Annotated in this window: 21 protein-coding genes; 15 read left to right on the forward strand and 6 right to left on the reverse strand. The window is 70.0% G+C overall.

All coding sequences use genetic code 11. The annotated features are described in order from the left end of the window. Positions 1-60 precede the first annotated feature (60 nt). The 4 genes from IPG50_12645 to IPG50_12660 all read left to right on the forward strand — a co-directional run bounded on the left by IPG50_12645 (position 61) and on the right by IPG50_12660 (position 4,151). Positions 61-2,688, forward strand: a complete 2,628-nt coding sequence (locus IPG50_12645) for an SMP-30/gluconolactonase/LRE family protein (protein MBK6693031.1) — start codon at positions 61-63, stop codon at positions 2,686-2,688. Between the two features lie 316 nt (positions 2,689-3,004). Beyond that, positions 3,005-3,586, forward strand: a complete 582-nt coding sequence (locus tag IPG50_12650) for a hypothetical protein (protein ID MBK6693032.1) — start codon at positions 3,005-3,007, stop codon at positions 3,584-3,586. Between the two features lie 111 nt (positions 3,587-3,697). Then, complete coding sequence (locus IPG50_12655; protein MBK6693033.1) at positions 3,698-3,859, forward strand: hypothetical protein; 162 nt, start codon at positions 3,698-3,700, stop codon at positions 3,857-3,859. A 40-nt stretch (positions 3,860-3,899) separates the two neighbouring features. Beyond that, positions 3,900-4,151, forward strand: coding sequence for a hypothetical protein (locus IPG50_12660; protein MBK6693034.1), 252 nt, complete (start codon positions 3,900-3,902; stop codon positions 4,149-4,151). 34 nt (positions 4,152-4,185) lie between these two features. Here the strand turns inward: IPG50_12660 and IPG50_12665 are convergent, their stop codons facing one another. The 3 genes from IPG50_12665 to IPG50_12675 all read right to left on the reverse strand — a co-directional run bounded on the left by IPG50_12665 (position 4,186) and on the right by IPG50_12675 (position 5,901). Next, positions 4,186-5,058, reverse strand: a complete 873-nt coding sequence (locus IPG50_12665) for a metallophosphoesterase (GenBank protein MBK6693035.1) — start codon at positions 5,056-5,058, stop codon at positions 4,186-4,188. Between the two features lie 52 nt (positions 5,059-5,110). Beyond that, entirely contained in the window at positions 5,111-5,503 is a 393-nt protein-coding gene (locus IPG50_12670) for a hypothetical protein (protein ID MBK6693036.1), read from the reverse strand. Positions 5,504-5,667: 164 nt separating this feature from the next. Continuing rightward, positions 5,668-5,901, reverse strand: coding sequence for a hypothetical protein (locus IPG50_12675; protein ID MBK6693037.1), 234 nt, complete (start codon positions 5,899-5,901; stop codon positions 5,668-5,670). A gap of 173 nt (positions 5,902-6,074) precedes the next feature. Here IPG50_12675 and IPG50_12680 point away from each other — a divergent pair, with 173 nt between their 5' ends. The 4 genes from IPG50_12680 to IPG50_12695 all read left to right on the forward strand — a co-directional run bounded on the left by IPG50_12680 (position 6,075) and on the right by IPG50_12695 (position 11,551). Then, the gene (locus IPG50_12680; protein MBK6693038.1) at positions 6,075-7,961 is read left to right on the forward strand and encodes a hypothetical protein; all 1,887 of its coding nucleotides are present in this window, start codon (positions 6,075-6,077) and stop codon (positions 7,959-7,961) included. Then, on the forward strand, positions 7,958-9,985 hold the full coding sequence (locus IPG50_12685; protein ID MBK6693039.1) for a hypothetical protein: 2,028 nt from the start codon (positions 7,958-7,960) through the stop codon (positions 9,983-9,985). The genes IPG50_12680 and IPG50_12685 overlap by 4 nt, the downstream gene beginning before the upstream one ends. A 283-nt stretch (positions 9,986-10,268) precedes the next feature. After that, positions 10,269-11,243, forward strand: a complete 975-nt coding sequence (locus IPG50_12690; GenBank protein MBK6693040.1) for a hypothetical protein — start codon at positions 10,269-10,271, stop codon at positions 11,241-11,243. A 167-nt stretch (positions 11,244-11,410) separates the two neighbouring features. Continuing rightward, positions 11,411-11,551 (forward strand): hypothetical protein, encoded by a 141-nt coding sequence (locus tag IPG50_12695; GenBank protein MBK6693041.1) that lies wholly within the window; start codon positions 11,411-11,413, stop codon positions 11,549-11,551. Between the two features lie 13 nt (positions 11,552-11,564). On the opposite strand, the gene IPG50_12700 is transcribed toward IPG50_12695, so the two are convergent. After that, positions 11,565-12,872 carry a sigma 54-dependent Fis family transcriptional regulator gene (locus IPG50_12700; GenBank protein MBK6693042.1) on the reverse strand — a complete coding sequence of 436 codons (1,308 nt, stop codon included), beginning with the start codon at positions 12,870-12,872 and terminating at the stop codon, positions 11,565-11,567. A gap of 409 nt (positions 12,873-13,281) precedes the next feature. Between IPG50_12700 and IPG50_12705 the strand changes: the two genes are divergently transcribed. The 4 genes from IPG50_12705 (at position 13,282) to IPG50_12720 (ending at position 17,071) form a co-directional block, all read left to right on the forward strand. Further along, positions 13,282-14,640, forward strand: coding sequence for a hypothetical protein (locus tag IPG50_12705; protein ID MBK6693043.1), 1,359 nt, complete (start codon positions 13,282-13,284; stop codon positions 14,638-14,640). After that, a complete protein-coding gene (locus IPG50_12710) occupies positions 14,640-15,608 on the forward strand; it encodes a hypothetical protein (protein ID MBK6693044.1) in 969 nt (322 codons plus the stop codon). Before IPG50_12705 ends, IPG50_12710 begins: the two co-directional genes overlap by 1 nt. Before the next feature lie 72 nt (positions 15,609-15,680). Next, positions 15,681-16,493 carry an alpha/beta hydrolase gene (locus tag IPG50_12715; protein ID MBK6693045.1) on the forward strand — a complete coding sequence of 271 codons (813 nt, stop codon included), beginning with the start codon at positions 15,681-15,683 and terminating at the stop codon, positions 16,491-16,493. 68 nt (positions 16,494-16,561) lie between these two features. Continuing rightward, positions 16,562-17,071, forward strand: a complete 510-nt coding sequence (locus IPG50_12720; protein MBK6693046.1) for a hypothetical protein — start codon at positions 16,562-16,564, stop codon at positions 17,069-17,071. 24 nt (positions 17,072-17,095) lie between these two features. On the opposite strand, the gene IPG50_12725 is transcribed toward IPG50_12720, so the two are convergent. Continuing rightward, on the reverse strand, positions 17,096-17,806 hold the full coding sequence (locus IPG50_12725) for a sterol desaturase family protein (protein ID MBK6693047.1): 711 nt from the start codon (positions 17,804-17,806) through the stop codon (positions 17,096-17,098). A gap of 90 nt (positions 17,807-17,896) precedes the next feature. On the opposite strand from IPG50_12725, the gene IPG50_12730 reads away from it, so the two are divergent. Continuing rightward, positions 17,897-18,472 (forward strand): tRNA (cytidine(34)-2'-O)-methyltransferase, encoded by a 576-nt coding sequence (locus IPG50_12730; protein MBK6693048.1) that lies wholly within the window; start codon positions 17,897-17,899, stop codon positions 18,470-18,472. Here the strand turns inward: IPG50_12730 and IPG50_12735 are convergent. Continuing rightward, entirely contained in the window at positions 18,462-19,343 is an 882-nt protein-coding gene (locus IPG50_12735) for a hypothetical protein (protein MBK6693049.1), read from the reverse strand. The genes IPG50_12730 and IPG50_12735 overlap by 11 nt on opposite strands. Before the next feature lie 301 nt (positions 19,344-19,644). On the opposite strand from IPG50_12735, the gene IPG50_12740 reads away from it, so the two are divergent. Then, positions 19,645-20,181, forward strand: coding sequence for a hypothetical protein (locus IPG50_12740; protein ID MBK6693050.1), 537 nt, complete (start codon positions 19,645-19,647; stop codon positions 20,179-20,181). A gap of 171 nt (positions 20,182-20,352) precedes the next feature. Beyond that, positions 20,353-20,928, forward strand: coding sequence for a JAB domain-containing protein (locus tag IPG50_12745; protein ID MBK6693051.1), 576 nt, complete (start codon positions 20,353-20,355; stop codon positions 20,926-20,928). Positions 20,929-20,936: the final 8 nt, after the last annotated feature.

The following is a 20,936-nucleotide window of genomic DNA, read 5'->3' on the forward strand; positions in this document are numbered from 1 at the left end:
TCCCGCGGAAAGTGCGGGGCACCGGCGAATCCGTTAACCTCCTCCCTTCGCGGAGGAGCCATGGCGAACGGCACGCAGCGGTTTGGGTTCACCTGGGTGCGTTCACGCGCCGCCTTCGCGTTGCTGCTCGCGCTCACGCCGTACGCATGCGGCGACGACAGCAACACCGGCGCGGAAGCCGCGGTCGACGGCGGCGCGGCGCTCGGTGACGCAAGCGTGACCGACGACGGAGCGACCGTCGATGCCGTGTCGGCCCCCGACTCCGGTGACGCAAGCACCCCAGGCGCGGCCGAGCTGACGCTGCTCGCCGGCGGCCCGGCCCCTAAGGTTGGAGAGGCTGCCGAATTCCTCACCGCTCCTTCTGGCGTCGCGGTCGACTCCGCCGGCAACGTGTACGTGAGCGACACGTTCCAGCACACCATCCGCAAGGTGACGCCGGCAGGCGTGCAGTCGCTCGTCGCTGGACAACACGGCGTTCCTGGCGCCGTCGACGGTCCGAGCAACAGCGCGCGTTTTCACTACCCGCGCGGCCTCGTGGTCGACGGCGCTGGGACGCTCTACGTCGCCGACTCCGGGAACCATACGCTCCGCGCGGTGAGCTCCGCCGGCGTCGTCTCGACGCTCGCCGGCGCCGCCGGGCAAGCGGGCACCGCGAACGGCGCCCCGGGGGCCGCGCGCTTCAACGCGCCGACGGGCCTGGCGCTCGCGTCGAACGGCGATCTTTACGTGGCCGACCGTGACAACCACGCGATCCGCAGGCTCGCGGGCGGCAACGTTTCCACCTTCGCAGGCACCGCGGGCACGCCCGGCAACGTCGACGACATGGGCGTGGCGGCGCACTTTTCGCAGCCCACGGGCCTCGCCATCGACGCGAGCGGCACGGTCTTCGTGGCGGACCGGAACAACCACACGATTCGCTCCATCTCGTCGGGCGGCGTCGTCACGACCTTCCTCGGCTCCGCAGGGCAAACAGGGACGACCGACTCCAACGGGACGGCGGCGCGCCTCGCGTTTCCGACGGGCGTGGCCGTGGACGGTGCAGGGACGTTGACCATCGCCGACTCGGGCAACCACGCGATTCGGCGCGCCACGAGCGGCGGGGTCGTCAGCACGGTGGCGGGGAAGTCCTACGGGAAAGGCTACTCCGACGGGAGTATCAACAGCGCTACCTTCTTCGCGCCATCGGCGCTGGCGCTCGAGCCCGGAGGCTCGTTCGTGGTGGCCGACACGGCAAACCACGCGGTGCGACGGATCGCGGCCTCCGTGTCGACGCTCGTAGGCGGCGTTGATGCCTCGGAGCCGCCCAGCGGGAGCACCGACGGCACCGGGACCGCCGCGCGCTTTGGCTATCCATCGGGAACGGTGGTCGACTCGACCGGCAACGTCTTCGTGGCCGACAACAACAACTTTACCATCCGCAAGATCGCGCCGGGCGGCGTGGTGACAACCTTCGCCGGGAAGGCCGGTCAACGCGGACACGTCGATGGCGTCGGTGACGCGGCGCGCTTCTACGGCTCAACGGCCATGGTCATCGACAAGAGCGACAACCTCTACGTGGCGGACACCTTCACCGTGCGTCGAGTCACGCCGGCCGGCGCGGTGACGACGCTCGCGGGAGCCTCGGAGCAGGCCGGCACGAACGACGGGCCCGGCACGACGGCGCGCTTCAAGTCCCTTTGGGGCATCGCGCGGAACTCGGCGGGCCTGATCTACGTGAGCGACTTCGATGCGCACACGGTCCGAACGATCACACCGACCGGTGACGTGTCGACGTTCGCGGGCAAGGCCGACCAAGGCGGGCACGTTGATGCGACCGGTGACGTCGCGCGCCTCAACTGCCCGGCCGGGATCGCGGTCGACGGTGCGGATGCGCTCTACGTCGCCGACGACTGCTCGCAGACGATCCGCAAGATCACGCCCACGGCGGCCGTGACCACGCTCGCCGGCGCGCCCGACGTCGAAGGCTACGCGGATGGCGTCGGCGCGGCCGCGCGCTTCAAGTGGCCGATGGGGCTCGCCGTCGACAAGGCTGGCAACGTCTACGTCGGCGAGGAGGCGAACCACACGGTGCGGCGGATCACGCCGAGCGGTGAGGTCACGACGGTCATCGGATCGCCATCGAGCGTGGGCGTCGTGCTCGGCCCGCTCCCTGCGAGCCTGACGGCCCCGATGTTCCTGACCGTGACGCCGAGCGGCGAGCTTCTGATCTCCGACTCCGACTCGAATCGAATCCTCGTGACGCGTGGATTTCAGGGAGAAGCCTTCCCGCCAGCCTGGCTACCGAATCCGGTGGACGGCGGCACCTTCGCAGCGCGCATCCTCTCGATTGGATGCGATGAGGTGGGCCCGCTCGACTCGAACAAGTACGTGAACTACGCCATCGCGTTCGAAGTCACCGAGAGCGACGGCGCCCTCCACACCATCGTGGCCGACGCCACGGGCCTCTGGGGCGATCTCACCGGCCCCACGTGCGGCAACTTGAGCGGCAGCGATGACTTTCGTGACAGCGTCGTCGTGGGCGCGCCAGGCACGTACGTGCTCGCCGCAAATTCGGCGGGCTTCTGCACCAACTACACGGCGGCGCACTCCGCGGGCGCCGGCGGCCTCGACGCGGTGGTCCTCCGCGACAAGGCCACGAGCGCCGTTGTGTCACTCGCGCCGGTGAAGCTGGGGTTGATCACGCCGTAGGGTCTGCGTGCGGGGGAGCGGGGCGACGTCCTTCTGCCAACTCCAAGCATTCACGCGTCCAAGGTCTGCTCAGTTCGAAGACGTGGAACACCTCGTTCTCCGCGAGCGGTGTTGCGCCCGCCAGAAGCGCATCGACCTCGTGGTGCAGCACGGGCTTGTCGCGGCTCTCGATCGGGGCTGGCGACCGACAAAGCACAACTGGCTGAGCTCTCTTGCACCTTCGGGCCGACGCGTCCGCCGCTCCCGCCGCCGCACGCGTGGCGCGTCGGCAGCGCTTGCGCGAAGCGCTCCCGTTTCGATGGGCTATGGTCAACGGATGGACCGCTGGTGGTTGAAGCTCGGGTGGGCCCTTGCGACAACGCCCGTCGCGGCGTGCGGCGCACGAACGTCACCAGGCGACGTTGAGACCGCTCAAGGCTCGCCGATGGACGCGTCCGCCGACGCGAGACTTGTCGACCAATCGGCGCCGCTCGACTCCGGCGTCGAGGCTGGCGCCGACGCGGCGCCTCCGCTTTGCCTTGCGGAGCTCGTTGGCGGCGACGGCCTTTGCACGCGCGCCTTGCGGGTACTTTCCTTCGTGATGTCCTCGCCGGCGTGCTTCGTCGACACACCGTTTCGACGTGGCGCACTCGGACGACTCGACTACTCATGCCCCGGTGACGGCTCCGCGCTCGTCACCTTCGGGGCGCGCCAATACCGAGGCTCCACGAGAGCGGGCGAAGTGGACGTGTGCTTCTCCACCTCGTACCCGTGGTCCGACGGCTGTACGTGGGAGAGCACGCAACGAATCACGGGCGCGCTAGCCGCGGGTCGGCTGCAGTTCAGGTACCAGGAACGCACCGCCGGAAGGGTCTGTGGGAGCCCCTGCTCCGCCCGGGCCGAGATTGAGGTCTTCTAGCCGCAAGAACCAACGTGCGTCCCCCTCGCGCCAGCTCCCTTGACTCGAGGGGCGAGACCCTGCATAAAGCGCGGCCCACGGTTTTCGCCGCGGCTTTCAAGGAAAACGACCATGGTTTCGTCGACGCAACAGTTCGAGCGGATTCGCAAGCGCAAGGCCACCACCAGCGGCAAGCGAAACAAGCGCGAGCGTCGCGCCATGGGCACGCCCGTCTTCCCGGTGCACCCCGAGGGGTACAGCGCCACCGCGCCCGACGCGAAGAAGACCAAGTAGTTCGCGCCCTTACAAACGCCGCCCGAGAGGTCCGTCGACCATGGGAAAGCTCATTTTCTCGCTCATCGTCTTGAGCGGGCTCGTTGTCGCGTGTGGCACCAACGCCCTCGGCGAGTCTTGCGACAACATCGGCGAGAGCAACGGCGAGTGCGATGACGGCAGCGTCTGCTCCCGCGACACCAACGGCGAGAAGCGCTGCCTCAAGATCTGCCACAGCGTGACCGAGTGCCCGTCGGGCACCCGCTGCGGGGATCTCGAGGGTACGACCCTCGACGGCTGCAAGAAGAACTGAGCGAGCCGCGACGCGAGAGCCCGGCCTGGCCGCCCTAGCCGGCCCGCCGTGAGCGCCAGCCCTCGGGGAGCGCCTCCGCGGGTCCGGGCAAGATCTCGCGCAGGAAGCTGTCGGGCGTTCGCTCCGCGAGCCTTTGCGTCGGGTAGCCGACCGAGACCTCTTCGTACCGCACGCCGTTTCGCATGAGCGTGAGCGGAATGTGCAGGTGACCGAAGACCACGACGCGGGCCTTCGCCCGCTCGATCCACGACGCCGTGCGGCGCGTGCCGCACCAGATCGAAAAACGCGGAATCCTCGGCAAGACCGCGTGCTCGCGCAAGAGCGGAAAGTGGTTCACGAGCACCGACGGCAAGTCGTCCTTGGCCCGCGCCGCGTCGATGCGGGCCTCGGCGCGTTCGCACATCGCGGCGCAGCGCTCCGCGAGATCGACGTGCGGATCGGGGTGAAGCAGCTCCTCGTCGGTGCAACGAAGCCCGGTCTCGAGGGCCCACGCGCGCGCGCGGTCGGGATCGCCCGCGATCTCATCGGGCGCGAACGTGTAGTCGTAAAGCCCCGCCGTGAGCATCAGCGTGTGCGGCGCGCCCGAGCCCTCCCACACGTCGAAGGGATCCTCGGGCGTCAAGACCCCGAGGCTGCGGCACACGTCGACCATGCGATGGTATTTCGCTTCGCCGCGCTCCGGCTCACCGGGCATCGTCCACAGCTCGTGGTTCCCCGGCACCCAATAGAGGCGCGCGAACTTTGGACGCAGGAGCTCGAGCGCCGCGGCCAACTCGTCGGCGCGCTCCGCCACGTCGCCGGCGACGATGAGCCCATCGTTGGGCCGCGGCGCCACGGCCGCGACCAGCTCGCGGTTCGCGGCGAAGCGAACGTGCAGATCGCTGAACGCGAGGAGGCGCCGCGTCATCGCAGCGTGAGGCTCGGCGTGCCGAGGCGCGGCGGCCGCTCAGGTTCGCCGTTCATCGAGGAAGGAGGCCGAAGGACCACCAACCCACGACCGCCGCCACCATCAGGAAGCCCATGAAGATCACGGGAAAGAGCGGCTCCGGCTGCTCGGCGCGCACGCGAACGCGCGCCGCCGTCTCGGGCGGAAGGCTCCCGGCCTCCGCGATGCGGGCGGCCAAGGGCGCGCCGCGCCCCAAGAGGTACCGCGCCGTGTCTTCGCCGGGATCGCGCGCCACTTCGTGAACCGGCGGGATCGACGAGCGCCGCGCGATGGCCTCGAGGACCACCTCGGGCACGTCGGGATGTTTCATCGCGTCGAGGAGCTCGTCGGACGGCACCGCACGCTGCTCGGTGCGGTCTTCCCAATCGCCGCTCGGTCGGTCGCGCTTGCCTTCCTGATCCATCACGGACGCTGAGGCTATCGCCCCCGCGCCTCCGTTGCACCGAAGTCTTTTCCCCTCGGTCGAAAGACCTCCTGGCGAAATTCGGCGTGGGCTCGCCCGCAAGTCTCCCCCCGCGCCGCCCGGCAGCGCCCAGCGAAGCCGCCCCAGCCAGCGCCCTAGCCAGCGCCCTAGCCAGCAAGCGACGAAATCAGCGCGTAGGCCGCGAAGCCGCCCACCCAAAGCAGAAACCACCGGCCGAGCCCGCGCTCCGTCGCCCACAAAGGAGCCAACGGCGGCACCACGAAGATGAGGCACGCCCGCCGAAGCTCGCCGCGGCCTACGAGCGCCCGCGCGATGGCGACGTGCGCGACAACCATCGCGAGGATCGCGACGACGAGCACCACGCCAGCGAGATCCCTCATCGACGGCACCGTAAGCCTGCGTCTCGTGCGCCGCAAACGGCAGGCGGCCCACGGCGAAATCGGGGCGCGGCGCCCCTCCGCCTCGAACCGTTGGACAGCCGTTCAGCGCACGCGCGAAAAGGGGGCCGGCCAAGTTGCCATTGCGAGTGCAAACCCGTCACACTTGGTGGTCCGTGCGCCGCACTCTCCTTCTCGCGCTCTCGTTGGTCGGCTCGCTCGTCGGCCTGGGCTTGAGCCTTCCATTGGCCCACGGGCAAGCGAAGAGCCCGACCATCTCCGTCGACGAGATTAAAGAGGGCATGAAGGGCTACGGCCTCACCGTCTTCCGCGGCTCGTCGCCCGAGAAGTTCGACATCGAGGTTATCGGCGTCCTTCACAACTTCAGGCCGTCGCAAGATCTCATCTTGGTAAAGACGCCGCACCCGCGGCTCAACATCACCAAGAACGTCCGCGGCATGAGCGGCAGCCCCATCTACATCGACGGACGCCTCGCCGGCGCCTACGCGTACAGCCTCTCGTCGTTTCAAGCGGAGCCCGTCGCCGGTGTGACGCCCATCGCGCCGATGCTCCTCGAGATGCGGCGCCCGGTCTTGCCGGGCTTCTTCCCGCTCGAGCGCGCCGTGCCACAAGGCAAAGACCCTAAGCGCGTCGCGAGCGCGGGCACCTTGCCCACGGGCGACCGGCCGCGCGGCTTGAACCGCTTCGAGGGCGCCGTCGGCAAATACGATCTCGACGCGCACGCCAAGCAAATGGGCGCCCGCGCCTCCGGCGGTTTGCCCGATGCGGCGGTGCGCGTGGCGACGCCGCTCTTGATGGGCGGCCTGCCGGATCGCGCCGCCGCTTACGCCAAGACGCTCTTCAGTCCGCTGGGCCTCGAGCCCCTGCAAGCGGGCGGTGGCAAGGGCGGCCCTCCGCCGGAAGGCACGCCATCGCACTACGAAAACGGCGGAACGCTCGGCGTCCAGCTCGTGCGCGGCGACATCTCCATGATGGGCCTCGGCACGACGACCCACGTGGAGGGCACGCGCGCCTGCGGCTTCGGGCATCCGATGATGAACGCGGGCGACAGCGCGCTACCCACGGCCCTCGCGAAGGTGCTGTGGATCTACGCCAGCGAGCAGCACAGCTTCAAGGTCGGCGAGGCGGTGCGGCCGCTCGGCGCCCTCGTGCAAGATCGGCAAACGGCCGTCGTCGTCGACGAGACGAAGACGGCGCCGACGATCCCGATGCACGTGTCGGTCACCGACACGCCCACAGTGCCGCGCAAGGACTGGAACATCGAGATCGCCGAAGACGTCTTCATGACGCCGTCGCTCGTGGCGACGACGCTCGGCGGCGTCGTCGAGGCCACCGTCAGCGATCGGCGCGACATCACCTGGCTCTTGAAGTCGAAGCTCACGATTCGCGGCTTCGGCACCCTCGAGCTCGAAGACTTCGGCGTCGCCGTCGGCGGCTTGCCGGAGGCCGGCGAGTGGAGCGCGTCGCGGCTCGTCCGCGCCATCGGCGCCGCCATGAACAACCCCTGGGAGCCGGTCCACGTGGAGCGCGTCGAGGCGACGCTCGATGTAAAGTACACGCGTGACACCTGGCGCATCCGCGGCGTGGAGCTCTTGGATCCGGTCGTCGACGCCGGCGAGACAGCGCGCATCCGCGTGCGCCTCCAGAGCTTCGAAGGGCCCGAGACAACGCGCGACGTTGAGGTGAAGATCCCCAGGGAGCTCGGCGGCAAGGACGTCGAGCTGGAGATCTTGCCCGGCTACCGCGCGCTGCCGGAGCTGGCGAGCCCGGAGAACCTCCGCGAGCTGCTCGCCAACGAGGCGCGCCAGAGCGAGCGACCCCGGAGCCTCGTCGTGCAGTTCAAGGCGCCCACACCGGGCGTGGCCTTCAAGCAACACGTCGCGCCGACGTTGCCGCACTTCGCGCTCGACACGCTGAGGCCGGCGAACTCGAGCATCGCCCCCGAATCGATCTGGACCCAAGTTCGCACCGTCGTCCCGATGGACCGCTACATCGACGGACGAGATCGCGTGCGCGTGAAAGTAAGGCCGGTGCTTCGATGAAGTGTCCCGTAAGCGCGCTCGCGGGCGCCTTGGTTGTCTCCGGCGCGACGCTCCTTTCGAGCGACGCCAACGCGGTGGGCACGCGCACCTTCGAGCTCGACACGCTCGAGGAGCTGTCGGGCGGCGACCTCAAGGGTGTCGCCGTGGCCTCCGACGGGACCGTTCGCGTGGGCTGGTCTTTCGGCACCGTCTCGCTCGAGCAATCGACGGCGTCGTTCTCGGCGCTGCCGCTCAGCGACGGCAGCGTCCTCGTCGGCACGAGCCCCAACGGCAAGATCTGGAAGGTCTCGGGCGATCGGGCGACGCTCTTCGCCGACACCGGCGCGCTCGCCGTGACGTCGATGCTCGAGGGCGCCGGCGGCGTGATCTACGCAGCGTCGATGCCCGACGGGAAGATCTTCAAGATCGCTGGCGGCAAGGTCGACGTCTTGGCGAAGCTTGACGCGAGCCACGTCTGGGCCCTCGCGTGGGACAAGAACCAATCGGCGCTCTTTGCGGCGACGGGCCCCGGCGGAAAGGTCTTCCGCGTCGATCTCGCGGGCGGCGCGCAGGTCTATTGGAAGAGCGACGAGCCTCACATCGTGTCGCTCGCGACCGACGGCACCGACCTGTTCGCGGGCTCGAGCGGCAAAGGCATCTTGTACCGCGTGACCGGTCCGGGACGCGCCACGGTCCTCTACGACTTCCCCGGCGAAGAGGTGAAGGCTATCGCCGTGGGCAAGGGTCAGATCTACGCCATCGGCAACGATTACGGCGAGCCGCCGGAAGCGCCGAGTCGCGGCGGCAAAGCGCCTGCTTCGCCGCAGCCGACGACGTCGCGGCCCAAGCCCGGCAAGGGCCTGCTCGTTCGCTTTGATGCGCAAGGTCGCCCCGAGCGGCTCATGGATCACAAGGACACGCACTACATGGCGCTCGCGCTCGAGGGCGATCGCGCCTTCGTGGGCACCGGCGCCGAGGGCCGCGTCTACGCGGTCGATGGCGATCACGCCGTCGCGCTCGTGGCCGACGCCGACGAGCGACAGATCGGCGCCATCGCCTTCGCGAAAGGCACGCCCGTCTTCGCCGGCGGCGATCCGGCGGCGTTCCATCGCGTGACAGCGCAAGGCGGCGACGGCGCCGTGTGGACCTCGAAGTCCTTCGATGCGGGCCTGCGCGCGAAGTTCGGGCGCCTGTCATGGACCGCCAGCGGCCCCCTCGATTTGTCGACGCGCACCGGCAACACGCAGACGCCTGACTCGACGTGGAGCGATTGGAGCGCAGCCCTCGCGCAGCCGGGCGCCGTGACGAGCCCACCGGGTCGCTTCGTGCAAGTGCGCGCGCGCTTTGCGCGCGATCCGAAGTCGATCCTCGCGGGCGTGACGTTGCCGTTCGTGACTGAGAACGTGCGGCCCGTGCTGCTCGACGTCTCGGCGGCGCAAAAAGGCGTCACGCGCGAGACGAAAGAGGGGCTCACGGCGAGCGGCGGCGACACGCCCAAGCGGGAGAGCGTCGTGCGCATCACGTGGAAGGTCGACAACGCCGACAACGACGCGCTTCGCTATCGCCTTCACTACCGGCGCGAGGGGCAGACCTTGTGGCGCGACGTGTTGCGCGACGGTGAGGTGCTCACGAAGGCGGAATACGACTGGGACACGCAGGCGTTGCCGGAAGGCAAATACCGCGTGCGCGTCGAGGCCAGCGACGAGCTGTCGAACCCGCCGGAGCAAACGCAAAAGCACAGCCTTGAGTCGACAAGCGTGTTCATCGACAACACGCCGCCGGTCATCGCGGGCCTCACGCTCGACGGGCGGCGCCTCAAGCTGAAGGTCACCGACGGCTTGGGGCCCGTCGCAAGGATCGAGGTCGCCATCAACGGCCGCCTCGAGTGGCGCCCGCTCGGCCCGGCCGACGGCCTCTTCGACACGGCCGAGGAGTCGGTCGACACCGACATCACGGGCCTCGTGCCGGCAGGGCCTCACATCGTGACCGTCCGCGCCTTCGACGCAGCGGGCAACGTGGTGATGCGCGAGATCGAGTCGCGCTGACGCGGCGGGTCAGAGTGGCACACGCGGGCGGCTGGGCCTGCGACGCGACGGCACAAGCGGGCTCTTTCCGCTCGCTGTCTGCCAGCAGCTATGACACGCGCGCCATGGGGTCGACCTCCGGAAGGCCGCTGGTGGGCCCGAGCGGGGCCCGCGGGACCGGGCCCTTGTCCACGATAATTCTGGTCTTTTCTTCCCTCAGTGACACACTATGCGGAGTCCCGGCACGTTCCGTGGATGGCTTCCTTTTGTGGGCTCCAGCTTCACCGGCTCCCACTGCACTCCGATGCTCCTTCGCCGCCTAATTTTTCTTGGATCCGTCGCCGCGCTCGCAGGGGGCTGCATGTCGCTCTCCGCCGATTCGGCTGCCGAGGTTGGAGACGCCCGTGGGTTCGGGGCCTCTTGGGACGCGGGTACGGGGCGAACAACGTCGGGCGCGTTGCCGGCGGCGAGCAAATACGAAGGCAGCCCGCTTTGCCTCGTGCAGTTGGGCACGTGCCATCCGGATGATCTGACGCCGGACTGCGCCAAGGCAGAGCAACCGAACTTCGCCGACGCGGGCGGGCTCACGCCGACCTACGACGCTGGCTCCGCGGATGCGGGAGGCGACGCGAAGAGTGCCGCGGACGCGGGCGCCGCCCCCACGCCCGACGCGGGCCCGCCGCCCGACCTCTACGGAACCGGCTTCGCGTGCCGCATCGAGAAAACGAACGCGTCCCCGGCGCCGGTATGCCGGAGCGCCGGCCCCGGCAAAGACGGCGCCGAGTGCCGCGCATCCGACGACTGCAGCGCGGGCTTCGAGTGCGTCGGCACACCGGGGCAGTGCCGCCGGTACTGCTGCCTCGGGAGCGCGAGCTGCGGCGCCGATCGGGTCTGCGACAAACAACTCCTCGTCGACGACAACCTTTGGGTGCCGGTGTGCATCCCGGTCCGGCCGTGCAAGCTCCTGTCGCCGAAAGCGTGCCCCGACAACGAGAGCTGCAGCGTGGTCGACCAGGCCGACGGCCGCACGGGTTGCGTCGCGCTGGGCAGCGCCACCACGGGCGAGTCCTGCGAGCTCAGCAACTGCGTGAGCGGACACGCCTGCCTCGGGTCGACGAACGCCCGTACGTGTTTCAAGCTCTGCTCGAAGTCGAACCCGAACGACTGCGCGCCCGGCAGCAAGTGCCAAGGCGCCAAGCCCCTCTTCGTGGACACGAACCAGGGTGTCTGTTTGCCCGAGATCGCCACCGCGAACGGCGCCGCTGCGCAGCAGCGCTAGCGGGCGGCAGGCGGGCGCGGCGGCCGGGGCCGCCGGCGGCGGGGTCGATACTTTGCACGCTAATCAATTGAGGCTCGCGCCCCCACGCGGCTGGGCCGCTGGCCGCGGACGGGCGTGGCCAGCGCGGACGGGGGCCCGGGGCCCCGCGTCGTCGGTCGACAATTAGCATGCTAATTCTCGGGGCCGACCTCGACCCCGACCTCGACCTCGACCTCGACCCCGACCCCGACCTCGACCCCGACCTCGACCTCGACCTCGACCTCGACCTCGACCTCGACCCCGACCCCGACCTCGACCTCGCCGCCTGACGGGCCGTCGCGGTCAGCGCGAGCGACGGGCCTTGAGCGCCTGGAAATAGCGGTGCGCGAGGCCCGATGCGCGGGCGGCTCGCGTGACGTTGCCGTTGTGCTCGCGGAGCACTTGCTCGAGGTACATCTGCTCGAAGCGCACGACGATCTCTTGCCTCGCTTGAACCAGCGGCATGTGGCGCGACAAGATCTCTGTCACGACATCGGGCCCCGATTCGTTGGGCTTCGGCGGAGCTGTCGGGCGCGCGCTTGCGCCCACGTCGAGCTCTCCCGTCGCGAGATGCCGCGAGATGGCGTTCTCGAGCTCGCGCACGTTGCCAGGCCACGGATGCGCCTCGAGGTGCGCAACGAGCGCCAACGGCAGCTCGCCTGCGACCTTGAGCGCCGACCAAAAGTGACGCGCCAACACCGTGACGTCCTCCGGCCGCTTGCGCAGCGGCGGCAGCTCGATGCGCGCGCCAACGAGCGCGTAGAACAGCTCCTCGCGGAAGAGGCCCCGCTCGACGGCGCGGTCGAGATTCGCTGTGGACGTCGAGATGACCCGCACGTCGAGCGAGTACGGTGCGTTGCTGCCGACACGTTGCGCCTGCCCTCGCGAGAGCGCGCGGCCGAGCCGACGCTGCAGATCCGCGTTCAGCTCTCCGGGCTCATCGAGGATCAGCGTTCCGCCGTGCGCCAGTTCGAGCAAGCCCGGACGATCGCCGCCGGCCGCGCCCGCCACAGAGCCGAAGAGCGTGACGAGGGCCGTCTGCGGATCCTCCGAGAGCGCGCTGAAGACGTAGAGCGGCCCGCCGGAGCGCGCCCCCTGCGCGTGGATCTCCTCCGCGAAGAGCTCTTTGCCGGTGCCCGTCTCGCCTTCGATCAAGAGCGACGCGCTCGCCTGCGCGAGCTTCGGCGCGAGCGCGAAGAGCCGACGCATCTCGACGCTCCGCCCGACAAGGCGACCGAAGGAGTCGGCCTCCGCGGGCAGCGGTCCCGGCGTCGCCGCATCGACAGCGACCATTTGCGATTCGCCCAGCTCGATGGCATCGCCGGGCCGCACGACCGCCTCCCGCACTTCGACGCCGCGGACGAAGGTCCCGTTGGTGGAGCCGAGATCACGCACCACGAGCCCCGCAGGCGTTTGCTCCAGGGCGAGGTGCCGCCGCGACACGCGCCGATCGGTGAGCCGAAGCGCACACGTCTGGCTGCTGCCCACGAGCAGGCGCTCGTTCATTTGAAGCGCGACCTCGGTCCCCGCGTCGGGGCCGAGCGTGACCCGCAGAACGATGGCGCGGGGCGGCGCGGCGGCGCGATCGTGACGTTCCGTGCTGATGTTCATGACCAATTGCTCTCCGCGTGGGGCCAGCGTCGAAGACGGCGGCGGGTTCGCTCGATGCCGCTGCATTCTACAGGCCAGCACCACACCAGCACGGGGATCGGCGCGATCGCACGAGCGGACGCGTGGTTGCCACGTGCGGACCAGGTGCGGATCGGTCGCGACCGGTGCAACACCCTGCCGAAGCGTGCGCCGCCCTGCCGCGGTGCGCGCCGCAAACGGGGGCGCTTTGGCGAAGCACCCTGGTGCGCACGAAAATCAGCGCAAAAAGCGGCCCTATTTCTGCCATGGCCCAGCGCGCTGGAGCCGCAGGGTCCCGAGTCGCGTTATCATGAGCGCGATGCGGCGCGCGCGGAGACGGTTGGTGGCCTGGCTCGCGCTTGGCAGCTCCGCATGCCTCAGCTTCCCGCCCGTGACCGAGACGACGGACGGAGGCCCGAGCCCCGCCGGCGACGCGACCGCCGGCCCGGGAAGCGACTCGGGCACCTCCCCCAGCGCCGACGGCGGCGACGACGGAGCGCCGCTCCCCCCGCCGACGGCTCCTTGCGATCCGGCCGCGCAGCCCGGCGCCGCGGCGGTCTTCGTGAGCACCACCGGCGACGATCTCCTCGGCGGGACGCGCGCCGCACCGGTCAAGTCCGTCGGCAAGGCCCTCGCGCTCGCGAAGACGCAAGGGGCGACCGACGTCTACCTCGACGAAGGCATCTACGCTGAAGAAGTCACCCTCGCGAGCGCCACCTCGATCCACGGCGGATGGAAGGCGACGGGCGCGACGTGGACGAAGGACTGCGCGCCCGGCGTCTCATCGCTCACGGTGCTCCGCTCCACCACGGCCCGCGTCGTCACGGTGTCGGGCTTCGCGGGCACGGCGGGACTCGATACGCTTACGCTCTCGACGAAAGGCCAGGCGGATCCGACACAATCGAGCGTCGCGATCTTCGTGTCCGGCGCGTCGCTCACAATGACGGGCGTCGACCTTACGGCCGGCATCGGCGGAGACGGCACGACGCCCCCGGCGCCGGGCGTCGTCGCGAACCGCACATGCAACGGTTTCTCGTGCAGCAGCGGCGGCGACGGCCCTACGGGAACGCCCGGAACGGCGGCTGGCGTCGGCAACTTCTCGCTCACCGGCTGGGTGCCGGCGACTGGAACGGCTGGCCAAACGGGCACCCAAGGCGAACACGGCGCCGCTGGCGGAGGCGGAAGCTCTGCGACCGATTGCGTGCAGGGTTGCGGCGCGACGCCGACGTGCGCCGCTGGCGGTCTCGGCACATCGAGCGGCGGCACGGGCACTTGCGGCTGCGGCGGTCTCGGTGGCGCTCCCGGCGCGCCGGGCACGAGCGGCGGCGCGTCCGTGGGCGTGATGCTCGTCGGGCCCGGCACGTTGACGGCGTCGTTCTCCAACATCGCGACGGGGCGCGGCGGCAACGGTGCGGCGGGCGGGCAAGGGGGCCAAGGCGGCCCTGGCACCAACGGCGCCGGCGGCGCCGCCGGGTTCTGCGCGGGTAGCTGCTACTACGACGCGACGGCCATGGCTTGCTACTACTCGGGCACGGGCCTCGGCGGCGGAGCCGCCGGCGGCAAAGGCGGCAAAGGCGGGCAAGGGGGCCAAGGCGGCGGCGGAAGCGGCGGACCTGCCTACGGCGTCGTTGCGATGCAGGGCGCGCAATTGGCCGTCGCGCCCACCGTCGCGTTCAAGGTTGGCGCTGGCGGCGCGGGCGCGGGCGGCGCGCCGATGGGAAGCGCAGCGCCCACGTTGACGGTGCCTTGATGGACTTGCTGCGAGTGCGTCGTCGCGACAGCGCGGCTGGCACCACGCCGAGCAGCGCGATGGCACTGGCGGCGGCGGCGCTGGTCATCGCGAGCGGGGCGCCGGCGCGCGCCCAATCCATGACCCGCGTCTGCGCCGAAGCCGCGAGCAGCGGTCAGCTCCAGCGCGATCGCGGCAAGCTCATCGACGCGCGCGCGAGCTTCGTGATCTGCGCGCAGCCCACTTGCCCGAAGGTCATCCAAAAGGACTGCGCCGGTTGGCAACGCGATGTCGACGAACGCATCCCGACGGTCGTGCTCTCCGCGAAAGACGATCTCGGCAACGACCTCAACGCCTTCACGGTCACGCTCGACGGCGCGCCGTTTTCGCCCGCCGCCGATGGCCGCTCGACGCCCATCGATCCGGGCAGCCACACCTTCCGCTTCACCGTTGCGGGGCATCGGCCCCAAGAGCGTGTCTTCGTCGCGCGCGAAGGCGAACGCGCCCGCGCTGTGAGCGCCGTCCTCGAACGCCTCGTGAAGGGCGGCGTCGGCAAGACCGGCGTCGACAAGAACGCGGGCATCAAGACGAACGATGCGACGAACCGCGACGCAAAGAGCGACGAGGCCGACAACGCAACGCGCGACGACGGCAGCCCGCCTAGCGCCTCCGGCGGGCCGGGCCCGTTGCCGTTCATCCTCGGCGGCGCCGGCCTCGTGGGTGGCGTGACCTTCGTGGTGCTCTTTACCGGCATCAAGTCCGACAAGGACGAGCTCGTCGGGACGCCCGCCTACACGGAAGACACGCGGAGCGAGCTTCAGTCTCGGCTCGTCGTCGCCGACGTCATCGGCGCCGTGAGCGCCGTCGCCCTCGTGGCCTCGGGGCTCCTCTTCGCCACGTCGTGGAACGCGCCACGCGGCCGCGTGACGCTGCTGCGCGCGCCGACGCTCGGCGGCGGCGCGACGACGAGCGCGATGTTCCGCTTCTGACTTCGCGACGACGTCGCGGGACGTCGCCGGCCCCTTTTCGGCAACGCCATTCGTGCCTATGGTCTCTCACTCATGGGCACCAAGCGCGCGGTTCCTTCTAGCGGGGCGGGCACGCCTAGCCGCGCTGGCCGGGCTGCCCGGCCTGGCCTAGCCCGCAAAGCCGGCAAGCTCGAGACGCTCACGCTCCGCGTCGGCAGCCACGAGCGGCGCGCCCGCGTCTACCTGCCGGCGGCCTACGACGGCTCGCGCCCCTTCCCGTTGCTCGTGATGTTCGACGGCCAGAACGTCTTTGACGATCACGGCTCCTTTGCCGGCGGATGGCGCGCCCATCGCGCCATCGACCGGCTTGGAAAGAAGCGCTCGCGCCCCATTGTCGTGGCCATCGATCACGGCGGCGGCGGCCGCATCGACGAGCTCGCGCCTTTCGACCGAGGGGGCGGCCACGGCCGCGCCGACGCCTTCCTGGCTTCTGTGATCTCACACGGGCTGCCGACCCTTCGCAACCGCTTCCATGTGACGCCGGGGCCCGCCGGTGTGCTCGTCGCGGGCTCGTCGCTGGGCGGCCTCGCGGCCGTGTATGCGCACTTCCGCTTTCCCGAAGCTGTCGGCGGCGCGCTCGCCATGTCGCCGTCGTTCTGGCTCGGCCGCGGCAAGATCCTCGACTTCGTCGCAGCACAATCGACCCCGTGGACCTCGCAGGTCTACCTCGACGCCGGCGCCCACGAGCGAGGCAGCGCTCCCTTCGTGGAAGCCATGACGGGACACCTGCGCACCCGTGGCTATGGCCCCGACAAGCTCCTCACGAAGATCGACGCCAAGGGCGCGCACACCGAGCGCTCCTGGCGGCGACGCCTCCCCGCAGCCTTGCGCTTCTTTTATCGCTGAACGCCGCGGGCCCTGTTCTCTGGCAGGTCGGGCAAGCGTGGCGGCAAGGCGCCCGCTATGCTTCCCCGGTGAGGCACGCGGCGCTCTTCGTTCTCTTGCTCTCGTGCGGGACCTCCTCGTCGGTCCCCACGTCAACGCGCGAAGGCGCCGGCGACGGCACGCTGGCGCCGATCTCGAGCGCGCCCATCGGTGGAACCGTGCGGGGCCGAACCTTCACGATTCGTTCGGCGTCGCTGCGCGTCGAGCCGACCAAGAGGGTTCTCTCGCTGCGCGAATACGACTCCGTCTGCGGCGTCGTGAAGGGCCCATTGCCGCCCACCGACTCGCTCTCCGTTCACGTCGTGCTCCTCGAGACGGGCCCCGGCGAAACGAAGATCGTCTACGGCGACGAGCACCGCGCGACCTTTCAAATTGGGATCGATCCGGCGACGGTCCAAACGATCGCGGGCACCGGCGGACGCCTCCGCTTCGACAATTTCTCGACGACCGCCGGCGATGAGGTACGCGGCGGCCTCGAGCTCGACGGCGAAGGCAGCAACGTCCGCGGATCCTTCACGGCCGGCGTCTGCGTGAAGTGAGGCTGATCCTGGCCCCGGCTCGGCTCAGTCCTCGCCGGGCGCTGGCGGCGACGGCGCGCGCTGCTCCGGCGCGCCGCGCCACGTCGTTCCGAAGAGGGCGTCGGCGATGGGGAACGTGATGTTGAAGTTGTAGTGGCCCATCAGCGCCTTGTCGTGGTGCATGGCGTGATGCCGCCTTAGCGCGCGCACCGCGGCGAGGCGGCCGACGCCGCGCTCGGGCTCCGTGTGGTACGCGAAGTGGAGCCACTCGTAGGTGAGGAAGTAGCCCATCGCGACGGCGACGAAGAGCCAAGCCGCGTTCGCGGAGGCGACCCAAAAGAGCACGCCCGCGATGGGAGCGGCGATGCCTCCCAGGAAAAAGACGACCAAGACGGGCGGAAAGAGCACCATCTTGAAGTCGCGCGACGACTCGAAGCTCATGGCGTCGCGCGTGAAAAACTGGTGGTGCTGGCGCGTGTGCCGCTCGAAGAGGAGCGTGAGGCCCCGCGTCCGGTGGTGCATCGGACCGCGATGGCCGAGGTATTCGACGAGGTTGGCGAAAACAAAGGACGCCGGCACGACGAGCGCCTCTGCCAGAGTGGGTGCGCAGACGCGGCTCACCGCCAACAAGACGGCGGCGAGGGCCACGCTCGTGGTGAACGCGAAGTGACCCCAGCCGGAGTACCGCGGGCCGACTTCACGCTCGCGAAACGCGACGCGAAATGCCTGGACCGACGCCGGCACCGCACTCGCCACCGGCCCTACCTCCGCCCCCACGCGTTGACGTTACCACGACGCGTCTCGCGACCCCGTCTGACGGCGCGACGACGCGCGCCGCGCCCGGTTATGCTGCGCGCCGTGCCGCGCTCCACGAATCAGACGCCGCGTCTCCGTGCCGACCCCTTGCCCACGGGCCTCCACGTGGTCCTCGTGGAGCCGGAGATTCCGCCGAACACCGGCAACATCGCGCGCCTTTGCGCCGCGACGGCCACGCGCCTCCACCTCGTCGGCACCTTGGGCTTTCGCATCGACGAGCACGCGGTGCGGCGCGCCGGCGTCGACTATTGGCACCTCGTCGACCTGCAGCAACACGTCGACTTTCCGCACTTCGAGCACGCGTTCATGGGAGGCGGAGGCACGGGCGGTGGAGGCGAGATCGCGCCTCGGCCGAAGCTTCATTTCTTGAGCGCCACGGCGAAGCGGAGCTACTTGGAGGCGGACTTCGCGCCGGGCGACGCCTTGATCTTCGGCCGTGAGAGCGTCGGGCTCCCGGAGGAGCTGCTCGCGCGCTACCCCGATCGCGTCCTCGCCATTTCCACGCTCGGCGCCGTCCGCTCGCTCAACTTGGCCAACGCCGTGAGCATCACGCTGTACGAGGCGCTCCGAAAGCTCGGGGCCCTCGAGAGCACGTTCATGGGTTGAAGTTGTCGGCTCGCTTCGCGGCTTCGCGCCGGCGGCGTCGGACAGCGCCCGCGAACGTCGCCAACGCGAGCGCGAGAACGCCAACCTCGCCACCGCCGCCAGACAACGAGCAGCCGCCGCCTTTCGCTCCGCCGGCCGTGGGCAAACTCGACGTGCCGAGGCTCACGCTCACGCGCAAGTCGGCGGTGGCGATGCCGCGAGCCGCCAGCGCGGACACGCACGCCGGCACTTGGTCGCCCGCGAGAACGAACTCACCGCCGCAGAAGATGGCGCCCTTCGCGGAGCACGAGCCTTTGCAGTCGACCTCGAGCTCGTGCTCGCACGTCTCGAACTCCTTGTCTTGGCAGGTCGTCTGGCAGTCCATGTTGGCCTGCGCCGTGCACGAGCCGCCGCAACACTCGATGCAGTGCGTGTAGCAAGGCGCGTCGACAACCGGCGCGCACTTGGTGTCGCACTCGCCGTCGCAGGTGGCCTCGCACGACGCGAGGCATCGCGCGACGTCGGGCTTGCCGCCGCAGGCGACGTTGCAGCTGCCTTTGCATTCGCCGTAACAGTTGTGTGTGCAGGTGATGTTCTCGCCGCGGTCACAGCGCGACTTGCATGTGCCCGTGCACGAGTCGGTGCAGGTTGGCTGCGCGAGGAGCTTGCAGTCTTGGTGACAGACACGCTGGAGCTTGGTGGCGCAGGCCTTCTTGTAGATGCCGAGCTTCGAGCAACTGCCTTCACACTGCACGCTTCCGCGAAGCTCGCAGTTGCCGGCTTCTTCGAGCCGGAGGTTGCCGCACTCGGGCACGCCAGCGCGGGCCTCGGAGGACAAGCCAACGGTGAGCACGACGGCGAACAGCGCCGACGACAAGCGAAGCGTCTTCATGGACTCCCCTTTCGGTGTGCGTCACGACTCCCAGAAGCGGCGCAACGGCGAGGGTCCTTGTGCAGCAGCCGTGCCGCGCGCTGCCGCCCCCGGTTTCGGCGGCGAACGAGCTGCTAACCATGGCGGCTGCGTCAGTGCCCCCCTCGACAGTGTGGTGCAGAGGTCACGGTTCACGCGCCACCCAACGTTGTCGCCGCCGAGGCTGAACTTTTCCCGCGATGGGACCGGCCTATCTCGCCGATGGCCGGGGAGACTCCTTTTTGAGGGCGACGCGCTGCGGGCGCTGACTATAGCTCCACCCATGCGCGCACAACTCTGCTTCGCCTGCCTCATGATGGCCGCGGCCGCGTGCGGCCAGACCGCTCCCGAATCTGCGACCAACGACGCGGGCGCGGCGGCCACAGCGCCCGGCGCGACCAGCAACAAGACCGACGCGAGCACGACGACGAGCGGCAACGGCAACGGACCTACTGGAACGAGCACTCCAACGGTGCCCGCCACGACGCCCTCGAGCCCCGGCGTCTGCGACGGCGGCGCGCCCTTCGACGCGGGCCCCTGCGACTGGTCTCGCATCAAGGGCGCGGGCCTCGCCATGAGCGCGTGCATGAAGCCCGGCGCCTTCTGCGATCGCTTCGGGTTCACGCTGCCCGGGACGGCCGGCGGCCCCGCCGTGCCGCCCGCGTTTGCCTGCAGCGTGGAGGTGGGCCAGCGAAGCTGCTTCGCCGTCGGCAACGCCGGTAGCCAACACGTCGTGCTCAACGAAGCGACCCTCGAGGCCGCGTGCGCCGTGACGCAGGCGTTCCCTGCCGCCGAGATCACCTGCGACGTCTACGATTGAGGGCGGCCGCTGGCCGTCCGCGCGTGTCCATGGACGGGCGCTGCAGCGCGATCGCTTCGAAAAAGCGCGCGCGCGCTGCTCGGCACGGGCACTGCACCGCCATGCTGCATGCGCCCTCCGCCTTCCCGTCCGCCTACGCCTCCCCCTCCCCGCGACGGCTCGACGCTCGAGTTGCTCGCGCTCTCCCTGCGCTCCGACGGTCGCGTCGACCTCCTGCCGCGCCGCCTCCGCACGCTGGCCATGGAGGGAACGCTCGCGCGCTTCGCCGTCGACGGTGGCGATGAGGCGCTCTCACCGCGCATGCGGCGACGCTTGCAAGCGACCGTGGAGCTCGGGCTTCGCGCGGCGCGGGAGCTCGCCCAACGAAGCGCGCCGCTCTTGCCCGACGCGCGCGCCGTCTTCGCGTGGGCGACGCCGCTGCTCGCCCTTGAGCACGAAGAGCTCTGGGTCCTCTCGCTCGACGGGCAGAGCGCGCTCCGCGCCGACCGCCGCGTCGCGCAAGGCGGCCTCCACTCGCTCTCCATCTCGCCCGCCGAGCCTCTGCGCGCGGCGCTCCGCACGGCCGCGAGCGCCTTCATCCTGGTCCACAATCACCCGAGCGGCGACGCCACGCCCAGCGCCGCCGACATCCGCTTCACCGAGACCGTGAGCGCCGCCGCGCGCACCGTCGATGTGCCCCTCGTGGATCACGTGGTGGTTTCGCGCGGTGGCTTCGTATCGATGCTCGAGGCGGGCCTCATGCGGTAGCGAGCGCC

The organism is Myxococcales bacterium (assembly GCA_016703425.1).
In the GTDB taxonomy this organism is placed as follows: Bacteria; Myxococcota_A; Polyangia; order Polyangiales; family Polyangiaceae; genus JADJCA01.

Coding starts and splice junctions, on each gene's coding strand:
- IPG50_12645 (MBK6693031.1), top strand. CDS start 61: ATGGCGAACGGCACGCAGCGGTTTGGGTTCACCTGGGTGCGTTCACGC.
- IPG50_12650 (MBK6693032.1), top strand. CDS start 3,005: ATGGACCGCTGGTGGTTGAAGCTCGGGTGGGCCCTTGCGACAACGCCC.
- IPG50_12655 (MBK6693033.1), top strand. CDS start 3,698: ATGGTTTCGTCGACGCAACAGTTCGAGCGGATTCGCAAGCGCAAGGCC.
- IPG50_12660 (MBK6693034.1), top strand. CDS start 3,900: ATGGGAAAGCTCATTTTCTCGCTCATCGTCTTGAGCGGGCTCGTTGTC.
- IPG50_12665 (MBK6693035.1), bottom strand. CDS start 5,058: ATGACGCGGCGCCTCCTCGCGTTCAGCGATCTGCACGTTCGCTTCGCC.
- IPG50_12675 (MBK6693037.1), bottom strand. CDS start 5,901: ATGAGGGATCTCGCTGGCGTGGTGCTCGTCGTCGCGATCCTCGCGATG.
- IPG50_12685 (MBK6693039.1), top strand. CDS start 7,958: ATGAAGTGTCCCGTAAGCGCGCTCGCGGGCGCCTTGGTTGTCTCCGGC.
- IPG50_12690 (MBK6693040.1), top strand. CDS start 10,269: ATGCTCCTTCGCCGCCTAATTTTTCTTGGATCCGTCGCCGCGCTCGCA.
- IPG50_12695 (MBK6693041.1), top strand. CDS start 11,411: ATGCTAATTCTCGGGGCCGACCTCGACCCCGACCTCGACCTCGACCTC.
- IPG50_12700 (MBK6693042.1), bottom strand. CDS start 12,872: ATGAACATCAGCACGGAACGTCACGATCGCGCCGCCGCGCCGCCCCGC.
- IPG50_12710 (MBK6693044.1), top strand. CDS start 14,640: ATGGACTTGCTGCGAGTGCGTCGTCGCGACAGCGCGGCTGGCACCACG.
- IPG50_12715 (MBK6693045.1), top strand. CDS start 15,681: ATGGGCACCAAGCGCGCGGTTCCTTCTAGCGGGGCGGGCACGCCTAGC.
- IPG50_12730 (MBK6693048.1), top strand. CDS start 17,897: ATGCTGCGCGCCGTGCCGCGCTCCACGAATCAGACGCCGCGTCTCCGT.
- IPG50_12735 (MBK6693049.1), bottom strand. CDS start 19,343: ATGAAGACGCTTCGCTTGTCGTCGGCGCTGTTCGCCGTCGTGCTCACC.
- IPG50_12740 (MBK6693050.1), top strand. CDS start 19,645: ATGCGCGCACAACTCTGCTTCGCCTGCCTCATGATGGCCGCGGCCGCG.